This is a genomic window from uncultured Mucilaginibacter sp. (genome assembly GCF_913773635.1).
Taxonomy (GTDB): domain Bacteria; phylum Bacteroidota; class Bacteroidia; order Sphingobacteriales; family Sphingobacteriaceae; genus Mucilaginibacter.
Window position 1 is genome coordinate 101,490 of record NZ_CAJYGQ010000009.1, and the last position, 13,497, is coordinate 114,986.

A 13,497-nucleotide genomic window follows, 5' to 3' on the forward strand; every position below is an offset into this window, starting at 1 on the left:
GAAGAGATACTTAACCTGCCTTTGTATGCTGCTCGTCCTGACGGCGCATTTCATTCAGCTGAATTTCGTACGTTTTCATGCGGGCATGCAAAATATCAACTTCTGTACGCAGCATTTGTATTTCGGTAATCAGCTTAGGCGATTCTGTTTTAGTTACCTTTTTTTCGCCGCTTCCTAAAATAAGCCACTCGGGAGAGTACTTTAGCTGAAAGCACAGTTTGCGAATAAGATAATAGCTGATTTCCTGCTTGCGGTTAATAACCTTGCTTATAAAACCCTGGTCAACCTCAATGGCTTTGGCCAATCCTAACTGGCCGCCATGTTCTTTTACAATTACTTTTAGGCGTTTAATAACCGCGTCGTCAGACATAGATATGCTTTATTTGCAATTACGTTACTTATTGCAAACAAACATATAAAATTATAGACAAGGCAAATTACTTTTTCACATTATTCAGTTGCCGCATTAACTGATCTAAGCCGTGATTGTATTTTTTTATGCAAATGCTTTCGTTCTTATACAGGCACACCAATTCATCAAGCTTATTTTTATAACGCTCATGCTCGGGGTGTGATGAATGGGGAAGCTTTGTACGTATAGTATTAAATTTATTCAAAGTTGATTTTTGAAGCAGTAACGGCGCCACGTTTTTATTCTGCTTCATGATGCTGGTTACCTTATTATGCTGGCGACTCATGATGTAAATTATTAGAAAGATGCCGGCAAAACCAACTGCTGAAAATGCGATAATAAACTTATTAAGAGTAAACATTTTTAGGCTGAAACTAAATGATAGATAGATGTTTATATTTCTCTTTAGACGTCAAAAATACAACCGTGGTTTCAATAAAATTACATTTACATAAAAGTATCTTAACACATTAAAATTTTGAATGAAAAAATAAATTCCTGAAAAATGGAGTTAAAAAAATATCGCATTAAGCTAAACCAAAACTTAAGATTTCAGTCTTAAAAACTGCTATGGGTAGATTTTTGATTAATTTATTTTTTATGCTGATTGTGAGCAGCTTGCTTATGCCTAGCCAGGCACAAAGCATAAGCTCAAAATTTAAGAATGAATTTCTAACGCGCATAAACAAAATACGAAAACAGGGTTGCAAGTGCGGCACAACTAACATGCCTCAGGTTGCACCATTAGTTTGGAATGATGATTTAGCCGCCGCTGCAGCAGGCCATGCACGTGATATGGCCCGTAACAACTACTTTAGCCATAACAGCCGAGACGGCCGCTCAATTGAGGCTCGTATTACCAATGCAGGCTACACTTACGATGGCTATAAAAGTTTTGCCATAGGTGAAAACATTGCCCAAGGGCAAACCAGCATTGCCGAGGTTAATGAGGGTTGGTTCAAAAGTCCGCGCCATTGTATGAACTTAATGAACCGCGATTTTACAGAAATTGGTATTGCCGAACATGACACCTACTGGGTGCAGGACTTTGGCGGACGCGGAGCTTTTACCAAACGGGAAAAGGAGCTGATAAAAAGCGGCAGGATAAAAATAAGGCGCGTTAAATAACACCTACATTGTTATTTTAGCCTCAACCGGAAAATGATCTGAAGGATATTTGCCCTGATAGCTATCAGTAAGCACACCCCAGCTTTTTACCTTAACTGCAGGCGAGGTAAATATATGATCTATAATTTCCATGCTTTCAAGATTGCTGCCAAAACCGTTGTACGTTCCGTTATTTACATAAGGAAATTGCACTTTGCGGTAGGTATCTTCAAGCAATTTAGAATCAGCTATACGCTGATACCAGGTACTGGTGTGATCGCCGTTAAAATCTCCGGTTAATATAACGTTGCTGTTGCCGGCTATTGATTTTATTTGCTGCAGTATAAGTTTGCTGCTTTCTTCGCGCGCAACTTTGCCCTCATGATCATAATGCACATTAAAGAAGTAAAACTTTTTGCCCGAACCAACATCCTGCAAATACACCCATGAGCATAGACGGTTACAGCATCTAGCATCCCAACCTAATGATGGCTTTTGCGGTGTTTGTGACAGCCAAAAATCTCCTTTGGCCAACAATTTAAATTTGTCTTTTTTAAAAAATATGGCTGAGTGTTCGCCCTTTTCTTTTCCATCGTCTCTGCCAACACCATATCGCTGATATTGAGGTAACGTTTTAGTTATATCTGCTAACTGGTTTTCTAATGCTTCCTGTGTACCAAATACATCAAAATCATGAAACCTTATAAGGTTGGCTACAACCGGTGCACGGTCTTTCCATAAGTTACCTGTATCGTTTTTAGTATCAAAACGTAAATTATACGAAGCCACCGTTAACTGTTGGGCTTTTGCAACCAAACCCGCAAAAGCAAAAATGGCAAATAACAAAAATATTTTTTTCATAAGGCAAACTTGTGTTTAGGCTTTCGAAAGTAATATTAACGTTTTGATGCTAAATTGTCAACACGCAATGTTAACCTTCGTTTAATATAAAACACGTATTTTTGCTGATGACCGAATTTACAACTACCAAACATTCTACACCGGTTATAAAACTGAATCAACCCGACGATAGCCACAAATTTAAGTTGCTGCCTGCACCGGTTGGTAATTACCCTTACCACTTGCCGCTTACTGATAAAGTTTCTGCTGTATCTGATCAAAAAATTGTTTTTCAGATGGTTGGCGACACCGGAAGTGTGCGTAACCCGGCCTTTCAACGTGAGGTTGCCGAGGAAATGATAACGCAGTTTATCGAGGCAGAGTCACCTGAAGATAAACCGCTTTTTTTGTTTCATTTGGGCGATGTGGTTTATCATCACGGAGAAGCTGATCGCTATTACGACCAGTTTTTTAATCCATACCGCAACTATCCTGCTCCGGTTTTCGCTATTGCCGGCAACCATGATACCGACGTAAACGCCGAAAGTAAAACGCCATACCAAAGTCTTGATGCGTTTAAGCAGGTTTTTTGCTCGGCGCAAGAGCATATAGTGCCATTTAGCAACGATGTAAAGTGGAAGAGCAACACGCAACCCAATACCTATTGGACGTTAATTACACCGTTGGCCAACATCATTGGCTTGCACAGTAATGTGCCTAAATTTGGTATTATTACCGATGAACAACGCGCGTGGTTTATTGAGGAATTGAAGCGGGCTGGTAGTGAAAGGCCAGCAAAAGCAATCATCATTTGCATACATCACGCCCCCTACTCTGCCGATATCAATCATGGCTCAAGCCTTGCCATGATCAACTTTTTAGAAACTGCATTTACTGAAACCGGTGTTAAACCCAATATTGTATTTAGCGGGCATGTGCATAATTATCAACGCTTCAGCAAAACGTATAGTGATGGCAAAGAAGTACCCTATATAGTTGGCGGCTCAGGCGGTTTTGACGAGTTACATGCAATTGCTCAGGTAGATGATGAACGTTTTACTAACCAAAGCGAAGTATTCAAAAACGTGAAACTCATGAATTACTGCGATAACCGTCACGGCTTTCTTAAAATAGCCATTGAAAAAATAAATGATCAGCTAATTCTATCCGGACAGTATTTTAGTTTGCCACATAAAACAGGCGACATAAAAGAACCTGCATCACTCGATGATGAATTTAGCATCATTATCAAATAAAGCAAAAGGCCTCCTATTTGAACCGGGAGGCCTTTTGCTTTTTTTTTACTTACTCTCCGTATATTTTTTAAAGTTGTTTAAAATTGCTTGCCAACCATCCTGTTGCATTTGAATAGGGTTTGAATCTTCCGGTTCGAATGTTTCTGTGACTATGGTTTGCCCATCACTTTCTTCAAATAAAATTGCAACCTTACGCCCGTCATCTATGGTGTAAGCAATGCTTTTAAAGTCTTCAACACGATCATACTTTCCGCCAAAATCAAAACTGAAGCTACCATCTTTTGCGGCCATAGTTGTTTTAAAAGAACCGCCTGTACGCAAGTCGTTTTCGGCGTGAGGTGCATGCCAATCATCAGATGCAAACGCCCAACTTGTTATATGCGACGGATGATTCCAAAACTCCCACACTTTTTTTTATCGGAGCATTTATGTTTGCCTTGATTACTATTGGGTCTTTACTGCTTGTTTCCATCTTTTTTGAGTCTGTAATATTCTCAAATTTAGCACAAGTTTGTAAAGTGTATACTGGCTATACGCGACAAAATTGGGGCGAAAAAAACATTCATCTTAATAAACAAAAAAAGCCGTGAGCATTGCCACGGCTTTACAATAAGGAAAGCTGGAATTAATCTTCGTTCACAAATGAACGTAGCATCCAGGTGTTTTTCTCTTTATACTGCATAAAACGATTGATCATATCGTTAGTACCATCGTCGCCCGCGTCAGATGTAATGTCAAGTATATTACGCTCCATTTCAATCAACGCTGCCATGTCAGCAATAAGTGCTTTTACCATATCAGTATCTTTCATACCAATGGTATTTATCTCTATTATTTGCGAGGTTTGAATGTACTCGGCAAAAGTGCTGTACGGTGGCTTTCCCAAGGTCAAAATGCGCTCGGCAAGCTCATCAATAAAAGTAAGCGCTTCTGTGTATAATTCTTCAAACTTAACGTGTAAGGTAAAAAAGCTTGGTCCTTTAACATTCCAGTGGCAGCCACGTAATTTTTGGTAATGTATATGGTAGTTAGCTAATAACTCATTTAAATGATCAACTACAGGCTTCACCTCCTGTTCGTTCAAACTTATTTCTTTTGCGTCCATAGTATAGTATTTGTAAGTGTATCTTTCAACACAAACCTAAGTGAAGTGTTTGAAAGTAGCCAACATTTCAATCTCATTTAAATAAAAATTCTAATTTTAAAGCATGAGCACTTTCAAGCTTTTGGTTGCCGAACATTTCGCAGGTGAAGTATGGCGTATGGAGGTAGATTATGTTACCCATACATTACTTGCCGAGATACGAAATATTGAAGATAGGGCTGTAAGCTTTGCTTCTATTGATCTTAAGAACGGGAAGACAAATTTCAAAAATTACACTGTAGACGAGAAATGGTTAACTGGTATAGAAACCGCTTACAATGGCGTGCTCTTATTACACTTTTATGAAAACACGGCCAGTCCAGCTCATAAGGGTTTAACAGCTATTGAGGCTGCAACAGGCAAATTGCTATGGTATAACTTCAATTTAACCTTTGATCATTTAAGCTCAAACGGACCTATTGTTTTTGACAGTCGCTTTCAACCTGCAACATACTCGCTCTTAAATATTGATAACGGAGTAGCTTTGCGCAAATTTAATTCTAATGATGACCTTGTTGTTGATAACCAGATTATCGTACCGCAAACCATTCCGATGCCTGCAAATTTACCAAAGTTGCCGTCAGAGTCTAATCATAACAATGTTCATTATCTGGAATACAATAACTGGATAATTGTATCTTTGCACTCGCTTTGGGCCGGCCAGCTTAAACAAAGTTTATACCTTGTTAAAGACGGCGTTCTAATTTTTGAGGATATATTGAATACCAATATACAAAAATTACAACCCGAGGCGTTTGTTTTATACCGTAACCAGCTTATTTATTTAAAAGATAAGGTGGAGATTAAGGTACTTAATTTAAGCTGACAAGGTTTTAACATGACTTTTAAATTAATTTTTCTGGGTAGCATCATCTCGTGCTTAGCTACACCGGTTTTGGCGCATTCGCCGCTCGATTCTATAGGGGTGGAAAACCTTGACGGAAAGAAGGTTATCCTTCATAAACTTGACCCGAAAGACAATTATTACTCCGTGGGTCGCCGTTATAACGTTAAGCCAGCTGCTGTAATTCAATTTAACAGTAACACATCACTGCGAGTTGGTAAAGTAATAAAGGTTCCAACCGACTTGCCTTTTGTAAACTCTGGCAATACACCAGCTCCTAGCGTAAGTACAAGTACATCTGCAGCTTCAGGCGGTAATCAATTAACAGAATACAAGGTTTCTCCCGGTGAAACTTTATACGCCATTTCGAAAAGATTTAACGTGCGGGTAGAAGATATAATGAGCCAGAATAACCTGACCTCAAATGCACTTCAACCTGGTCAAATTTTAAAAATAAAAGCTGTAACCTCAACCCCTGTTGCGGTTACACAGTCACAAGCTCCGGCTGTTGCAAACCCTGCCATCGATTCAGCTAAACGCGATTCAACAACAGTAGCAGCCAATGACTCTGTTTCAGTGGAGCGCCGCCTGCCTGCCAACCGTTACGGCCTGACCGAGCGTAATGAAAAAGGAGTTGCCACATTTATAGATGATGCTGGACTAGGACTTGATCCTAATAAAAAGCTGGTACTGCATCGCACCGCTCCGGTTGGAACCGTATTGAAAATAACCAATCCCATGACTAACCGAACTACTTATGCCAAAGTAGTTGGTAGGTTCACCGATAATGAGATGACAAAGGACGTGATAATTGTGCTTACCAAAAGTGCGGCAGACGCGCTAGGTTCGCTGGATAAACGGTTCCATGTAAATATTAGCTACGGAATGCCTAATGAGCAAGAATAAGCCGTATATAATTGGTATTGCCGGAGGAAGCGGATCTGGCAAGACCTTTTTTTTAAAATGTTTTCTTGAACACTTTTCGGCCGAAGAAGTATGCCTTGTATCACAGGATGACTATTATATCCCTGTGGCACACAACATGACGCCTGAAGAAAACAAGCTATACAACTTTGATTTACCTGCAACAATTGATAGTGATCATTTTCTTGCAGATGTTCAGAGCTTAATAAATTACGAGCCGATTATTAAACAGGAATATACATTTAACAATCCAAATGCTGTCCCTAAAACGCTTGAGATAAAGCCGGCGCCCATATTGATTGTTGAAGGCTTGTTTATACTACACTTTAAACAAATTGCAGATAGCTTAAATCTGAAAATATTTTTAGATACTGACGAAGATGTAGCTCTGCAAAGACGTTTAAAACGTGACTTAAATGAGCGCGGATACTCAAATGATGACGTTCTTTACAAGTGGCATAATCATGTTGTACCTGCTTATCAAGAATACTTATTACCTTACCGAGAAAGCTGTCATAAAATTGTTTTGAACAACACTAACAATGCACAGGATATTGTGCGCATAACCGATGAAATATCAGCGGAGCTAAGACACGGACTGTTTGGGGAAAATTAGGATATTGTTTAGATAAGTTAGTTTCATTGCAATAATTACATTCCAATGAAGCCATTAGTTTGAAAAATATAGTTTATTGGATGATTCCAGATAGTTATATTTACAGACTATCATTCTCATTCATGACTTCATCTGCCTCAACCAGCACGTTTCGCTATGACATTAACGCCTTAAGGGCTATAGCAATCATAGGTGTTGTTTTATTCCACTATAAAGTTAAATTTTTTCAAGGCGGCTTTGTAGGTGTTGATATCTTTTTTGTCATCTCAGGCTACCTGATGACAAAAATTATAATTACTTCCTTGGAGAAAGGTAGTTTTTCTTTATTAGACTTTTACAAAAAGAGGTTTCAAAGAATTGTTCCAGCCTTACTGGCGATGCTAACCGTAGTGACTGTCGTTGGTTTTTTTGTATATTTTCCAGATGACTATAAAAATATTCAAAGGTACGCTGCAAGTAGTGCAATCTTCATATCTAACATAGTATACTGGCGTGAAATTAATTACTTCGCTCCATCGTCAGACTATAATATTTTCCTTCACACTTGGTCTCTATCTGTTGAATGGCAGTTTTATTTGATCTTTCCAATCATAGTTTCATTATTTTACAAATTTAAGTATAAGCTGACTGCCGTAAAGAGCATAATTATCACACTAACCTTATCGTCGTTCTTACTTTGTTGGTACTTATCAAATCGAAATCCTACCGCAACTTTTTATCTTTTACCTACAAGAGCATGGGAAATGCTAATTGGGGGAATTGCTTTCCTATTTGATAAAAAAAAACTATGGAATCAAAACGTCAACACCATAATATCAATTCTTAGCTACTTAACAATTTTACTAAGCTACGTACTAATTAGTCCATCCAGTGCCTGGCCTAATTCGTTGACGGTAATTCCTGTTGCAGCAACTTACCTATTACTTGTCACAAATGAAGACTTTCGTTTTCTAAAACAGGTAGTCTTTCAAACTTTTGGATCTATATCTTATTCTGTATACCTATGGCATTGGCCAATATTTGTGGTTGGTCAATACTTGTTCATTAAGCTTTCTCCATTTACAGTCCTGATCTATATTACATCTTCTCTTTTAGCGGGATTTTTATCTTACAAATACATTGAAAGCATTCGTTTTAAAAATAACCTACGGCTTCTTATATATACTGCCATCATATTAATAACTACAGCATCACTAAGCAAAATCGATTCAAATACAGTTTTATTTAAAAAAGAAACTATTGCCATCGCTGATTACCAAAGCCAGAATATTGAAAAGCGAAAAAAACAATATCGAGAGGATACGTGCCATGTGGAGAGCATTTCAAACTTCAACAAAAAGATATGTCTTTGTAATATACCAGCAACAAAAAATGTCTTGTTGATAGGCGACAGCCACATGGGCCAACTTGCTCAATCGTTCAATGAAATGGGCAAAAGAAATAACGTAAATTTTTTACAAGCAACAGCTTCAGCTACGTTGCCTTTGATTAATGACTATCAACAAACGAATGCCAATTCGCGATCTCTTATAAACTATATGTATTCTGACTTTATACCAAAAAATGCTCGATCATTAGACTTAATTTTAATTACAGCAAATTGGGCAGGTTACAAGAAAGTAAAAAATTTAGACACTCTTATAAAAGGTATAAATGAGACAATAAATTATATAAGCAAATATAATCCCCGTATATTGATTATTGGTCAGACGGAGACTTATGAAAATTCATTTCCAATGATTGCAGCCCGAGAATATAGAGATCAAAGCAATTCGCGTAATGATTATCTCATCGAAAAAGACTATGAAGTGAATAATCGTCTAAAAAAGGAGTTTCGTGACCGTTATATTGATATTATTAATAAAAAGGACTCATTACCATTTCTGTCAAAAAACCTAGTCCCGTATATGACTGACAACCAACACGTGTCAAAATATGGTGCTGACCTTTTAGTGGAAAAAATTTTTAAAAATCCCTTCTTTGCTAACTATTTAAATAGGACGCCCAAAGTTTTTTGACACAAAGTGATGCATTTTTGAATCGCAAATACAGTCTGGTAAGTCAACTACCTTAAATCAACAACCTCAATCCCTTTATAAGCTTTTGTATTGAAAGAAAAAGTATCACTACCCGCATTAGTGTTAGCAACTAAAGACGTGATGGTGTACGTATAACGGCTGCCATTTTTATCGAATAACTGAGCACTGTAGATTTGCTTTTTGAGCTTGTCTATCAGCAATCTGATTTTGAAAATGCTTTGCTTTGCGTCGGTGGGTGTAAGATCAATTACCTGGTATTGTTTTCCTGATTGCTTTCGTAGCCCTGCATATATATATTTATACCCTTTTTCATATATCGTAAAAATTTGGGCCGGGTTTAGGCCTTCAGCTGTACTGGCATCATTCACTTGGACTTCCTTTTGTTTTGGCATGTAAGTCCACTGCGTTTTACCATCACTTACAATTTCCTGAAGGATTTCCTTTTTTGCAGCATTAGAAAAAATATTTAATCGGTACTTATTAGCTTTTGGCTGGGTAATAAGTACACCATTTTGCACCTGATTTACGCCTTCCTGAGGATTTGATATAGCCAAAGTAAAATCACTTTTTACTGTATTATATGAACGATATTTTTTACTTACATCATTCAATATAACCTTAGCATCAGCATCTTTTTGAGCGTAAGAATTTATAGAGACTGCCAAAAGAAGGCATAGTCCGGTGAAAGCTTTTTTCATAATTTTAATAGGCACCTGCAAAAAGCAAGTAACGGTAACATACGTTATATATACGTTTAATTAAAGCTTAGAACAAGATTTTGCGGGGATGGTTTAATTACCGGAAGATTTTTGAAGTTCTTCTAAATGACGTTCAAGGCTGTATTCATCAGGATATAAAACCTCACGAGCTTTACTTCCTTCAAACGGACCAACTATACCCGCTGCTTCCAACTGATCTATTATACGACCTGCGCGGTTGTAGCCTAATTTCATTTTGCGTTGTATAAGTGAAGTAGATCCTTGCTGGTGCAACACAATAAGGCGTGCTGCGTCTTCAAACATAGGGTCACGATCGTTAGGGTCAAAGTCTTTGGGTGCGCTCACCTCCCCTTCTCCAACGTATTCCGGAAGCAGCATTGCACTTGGATAACCGCGTTGATTGCCTATGTGGTCAGATATCTTCTCTACTTCAGGCGTATCAACAAAAGCACATTGAATGCGTATCAAATCACTTCCTGTGGCTAATAGCATATCACCACGCCCAATCAGCTGATCGGCGCCTCCGGCATCTAAAATGGTGCGTGAATCTATTTTTGATAACACCCTGAACGCTAAGCGAGCAGGGAAGTTAGCTTTAATTGTACCTGTTATGATGTTTACAGATGGACGCTGAGTAGCAATCACCAGGTGAATACCTACTGCACGTGCCAACTGTGCCAGCCGGGCTATAGGCATCTCAACTTCTTTACCCGCAGTCATCATCAGATCGGCAAACTCGTCAACAACCAAAACAATGAAAGGTAAAAATCTATGTCCATTTTCCGGGTTAAGTTTACGGTTTACGAATTTACCGTTGTATTCCTTCAGGTTACGCACCTGTGCATCCTTAAGCAAGTCGTAGCGCTGATCCATTTCAATACACAATGAATTCAGCGTGTTAATTACCTTTTTAGTGTCGGTAATAATGGCATCGGCTTCATCAGGAAGTTTTGCCAAAAAATGGCGTTCTATCTTTCTAAATAAGGTCAACTCCACCTTTTTAGGGTCAACCATTACAAATTTAAGCTCAGATGGATGACGTTTGTAAAGCAGCGAAACCAATATAGCATTTATACCTACTGATTTACCCTGTCCGGTTGCACCTGCAACCAACAAGTGAGGCATTTTAGCCAAGTCAGCTACAAACACTTCATTTGATATAGTTTTACCTAATGCAATTGGTAAATCCATCGTTGTGTTTTGAAACTTCTCAGTTGCCAACACCGAACGCATTGACACCATCTCAGGATGCTGGTTTGGCACTTCAATTCCTATCGTACCCTTACCAGGCATTGGCGCAATAATACGTATGCCCAATGCCGCCAGACTCAATGCAATATCGTCTTCCAGGTTTTTAATTTTTGATATACGTACGCCAGGTGCTGGAATTATCTCATATAAAGTAACCGTTGGGCCAATGGTTGCCTTTATCTTATCAATTTCAATGTTATAGTGATTGAGCGTTTCTACAATTTTGTTCTTGTTGGCTTCAAGCTCAGTGGCATCTACGTTTATCTTATTAGTTCCGTAGTTTTCAAGCAAATCAAGCGTGGGATACTTATAGCTCGACAAATCAAGTTTTGGATCATACATTCCAAATTTTTCAACCAGCTCATTGGTGTTTTTGTCTGCCTCCTTTTCAATACTTAATTCTGCCTGGGGGCGCGAATCTTCTACAGTCAAAGGTATATCATCGCCGTTTGATACATCTTCTAAATCGCTCTCATCTTCGTTATGTTCGTAACTAACCTCCGGAGACAAAAATACCTCATCAGCAGCCTTAGCAACATTTGCTATTGCAGCAGCATGCGCCAGATTATGAGTTAAAACAGGCTCGGGTGTAAGTGGCTCTGTTACTGTGGGCCTAAATGATGATTCCTGCTTCAATCGCTCTTGACTATCGTGAGCAAGCGGAGCGGGAGCCGCCGTTTCCCGGGAACGATTATTCGCTCTGGGCCATTCAACAGGCTCAAATATAACCTCATCTTCTAACTCTATACTGTCAGGTGTTGTAATATTTCCATCGCTAACCTTTACTTGCTTTTTAGGGCGTTCAGGTAATTTAAAATCAATGTTGTAAGCAATTATAAGAACGGTAAGGGCAGCAAACGCCAGTACACAACCGGTACCAGCAGGGCCAATTTGTGCGTTTAATAAACGGGTACTCCAATAGCCAAATTCACCTTCAAAATAATGCGGATAGTTATTTACAAAGCCATGGATATAGCCAATGGCTACTGATGAAAATATTAACCCAAAAAATGAGTAACCCAGTAATTTGGCAACAGAAAACAATCTTACTTTAAACAGTAAGCGGTATCCTATTACAAAAAATACAAGAACAAAAAAGTACGACGCCAGGCCAAACCATTCAAACATAAACTGATTTGCCATAAGGGCCCCTAGCTTGCCTAACCAGTTTTGCACAACCGGATTAGTTACTCCATTATCTATAAGCTCTTGTTGAGTTTTAAAAAGGTTGCTCCATCCTCCGTTTGATTCAAGGACGTAGCTTTGATCAGCTTCCCAGGTAAAAATGTATGACGTGAATGCAATCAGGAAAAATACCGAAATTATCAGGCATAACAGTCCTATAATTTTAATTATTCGGCCATCTCCTAAATTAAATACCGGCAAACTTTCCAGCCTTGGCCGGCTCAGTCTTTCGCGCTCGTTTCGGCTGGCAGAACTCTGGCGCGGACGGCTTTCATCTTTAAAAGAATTAGATTTAAACTGATTTCCTTTTGGCGGCATCTTCATCTACACTTAGAGTACAAATATAAAAGTATTAATAAGAATTTTATTTGGCACGATTTTTAATTTATAGTTTAAATATAGAGTATACTGAGTATGGGACAGTTAGAATATTTAATAACAACAGATGACATTTATAATTTGAATTTGTTGCTGAAAAAAAATCCGGAGTTAGCTAAAAGTGTTGCAGACGATGATATATCGCCGTTAATGCTTTCGTGTTACTATAAGAAGCCCGACGTTACTAACGTTTTGCTGAAATACCTTGATGAAATTGACATTTTTGATGCTGCTGCAGCTGGTAAATTTGATGTTTTAGCTTACCAGATATATAATAATGCCGATTTAATACATGAATACAATGCCGATGGATTTACTCCATTAGCCTTGGCCTGCTACTTTGGCCATTATGAAACCGCACGATACTTGATATTTAAAGGTGCAAAAGCCAATCAAGCCATAGCAGGTGCATCAGGTATATGCCCAATACACTTAGCAGTTGCAGGCAACCATACAGATATTGTTCAAATGCTTATTGAACACAATGTACAGATTAACACACAGCATGATACTGGAATTACTCCATTACACTATGCAGCAAGGAATGGTAACTTAGAGATGCTGGTTGTTTTGTTGGAAAACGGAGCTGATGTTTCAATAAAAATGGAGGACGGAAAATTGGCAGCAGACCTGGCCAGCGAGAACGGACATGAAGAAATTGCTGCAATTTTAAGCTTGTAAAAGCGCAAACTGCTCCCAACTTGATGGGTCTTTAACATAGCTGTTAAGGGCCTTTTCCATTTTATAGGTTTGCGAGTAAGAAGTAATTTGAGTTGTTAAAG

14 protein-coding genes are annotated in these 13,497 nt (G+C 38.5%); 7 read left to right on the forward strand and 7 right to left on the reverse strand.

The window, feature by feature from the left end; genetic code table 11:
- Positions 1 to 10: 10 nt before the first annotated feature.
- Together QZ407_RS11540 and QZ407_RS11545 are read right to left on the reverse strand one after the other, a co-directional pair.
- The gene (locus QZ407_RS11540) at positions 11 to 370 is read right to left on the reverse strand and encodes a hypothetical protein (protein WP_295771120.1); all 360 of its coding nucleotides are present in this window, start codon (positions 368 to 370) and stop codon (positions 11 to 13) included.
- A gap of 67 nt (positions 371 to 437) precedes the next feature.
- On the reverse strand, positions 438 to 665 hold the full coding sequence (locus tag QZ407_RS11545) for a hypothetical protein (protein ID WP_295771122.1): 228 nt from the start codon (positions 663 to 665) through the stop codon (positions 438 to 440).
- Between the two features lie 371 nt (positions 666 to 1,036).
- Here QZ407_RS11545 and QZ407_RS11550 point away from each other — a divergent pair, with 371 nt between their 5' ends.
- A complete protein-coding gene (locus tag QZ407_RS11550; RefSeq protein ID WP_295771480.1) occupies positions 1,037 to 1,540 on the forward strand; it encodes a CAP domain-containing protein in 504 nt (167 codons plus the stop codon).
- A gap of 3 nt (positions 1,541 to 1,543) precedes the next feature.
- Here QZ407_RS11550 and QZ407_RS11555 read toward each other — a convergent pair whose 3' ends face one another.
- Positions 1,544 to 2,380: an endonuclease/exonuclease/phosphatase family protein gene (locus QZ407_RS11555; RefSeq protein ID WP_295771124.1), complete on the reverse strand. Its 837-nt coding sequence runs from the start codon at positions 2,378 to 2,380 to the stop codon at positions 1,544 to 1,546.
- Between the two features lie 107 nt (positions 2,381 to 2,487).
- Between QZ407_RS11555 and QZ407_RS11560 the strand changes: the two genes are divergently transcribed.
- The gene (locus QZ407_RS11560) at positions 2,488 to 3,615 is read left to right on the forward strand and encodes a metallophosphoesterase (protein WP_295771126.1); all 1,128 of its coding nucleotides are present in this window, start codon (positions 2,488 to 2,490) and stop codon (positions 3,613 to 3,615) included.
- Between the two features lie 45 nt (positions 3,616 to 3,660).
- Here QZ407_RS11560 and QZ407_RS11565 read toward each other — a convergent pair whose 3' ends face one another.
- Both QZ407_RS11565 and QZ407_RS11570 read right to left on the reverse strand, forming a co-directional pair.
- Positions 3,661 to 4,023 (reverse strand): SRPBCC domain-containing protein, encoded by a 363-nt coding sequence (locus QZ407_RS11565; RefSeq protein WP_295771129.1) that lies wholly within the window; start codon positions 4,021 to 4,023, stop codon positions 3,661 to 3,663.
- A 217-nt stretch (positions 4,024 to 4,240) separates the two neighbouring features.
- Entirely contained in the window at positions 4,241 to 4,720 is a 480-nt protein-coding gene (locus tag QZ407_RS11570; RefSeq protein WP_295771132.1) for a DNA starvation/stationary phase protection protein, read from the reverse strand.
- Between the two features lie 103 nt (positions 4,721 to 4,823).
- Between QZ407_RS11570 and QZ407_RS11575 the strand changes: the two genes are divergently transcribed.
- The 4 genes from QZ407_RS11575 (at position 4,824) to QZ407_RS11590 (ending at position 9,161) form a co-directional block, all read left to right on the forward strand.
- Positions 4,824 to 5,585: a DUF4905 domain-containing protein gene (locus tag QZ407_RS11575; RefSeq protein WP_295771134.1), complete on the forward strand. Its 762-nt coding sequence runs from the start codon at positions 4,824 to 4,826 to the stop codon at positions 5,583 to 5,585.
- Between the two features lie 12 nt (positions 5,586 to 5,597).
- A complete protein-coding gene (locus QZ407_RS11580) occupies positions 5,598 to 6,509 on the forward strand; it encodes a LysM peptidoglycan-binding domain-containing protein (protein ID WP_295771136.1) in 912 nt (303 codons plus the stop codon).
- Positions 6,496 to 7,143, forward strand: a complete 648-nt coding sequence (locus tag QZ407_RS11585; protein WP_295771138.1) for a uridine kinase — start codon at positions 6,496 to 6,498, stop codon at positions 7,141 to 7,143. The genes QZ407_RS11580 and QZ407_RS11585 overlap by 14 nt, the downstream gene beginning before the upstream one ends.
- A 122-nt stretch (positions 7,144 to 7,265) precedes the next feature.
- Entirely contained in the window at positions 7,266 to 9,161 is a 1,896-nt protein-coding gene (locus QZ407_RS11590) for an acyltransferase family protein (protein ID WP_295771140.1), read from the forward strand.
- A gap of 47 nt (positions 9,162 to 9,208) precedes the next feature.
- Here the strand turns inward: QZ407_RS11590 and QZ407_RS11595 are convergent, their stop codons facing one another.
- Positions 9,209 to 9,880 (reverse strand): outer membrane lipoprotein carrier protein LolA, encoded by a 672-nt coding sequence (locus QZ407_RS11595; RefSeq protein WP_295771142.1) that lies wholly within the window; start codon positions 9,878 to 9,880, stop codon positions 9,209 to 9,211.
- Between the two features lie 93 nt (positions 9,881 to 9,973).
- Entirely contained in the window at positions 9,974 to 12,655 is a 2,682-nt protein-coding gene (locus QZ407_RS11600; protein WP_295771483.1) for a DNA translocase FtsK, read from the reverse strand.
- A gap of 96 nt (positions 12,656 to 12,751) precedes the next feature.
- Between QZ407_RS11600 and QZ407_RS11605 the strand changes: the two genes are divergently transcribed.
- On the forward strand, positions 12,752 to 13,396 hold the full coding sequence (locus tag QZ407_RS11605; RefSeq protein ID WP_295771145.1) for an ankyrin repeat domain-containing protein: 645 nt from the start codon (positions 12,752 to 12,754) through the stop codon (positions 13,394 to 13,396).
- Positions 13,397 to 13,497 lie beyond the last annotated feature (101 nt).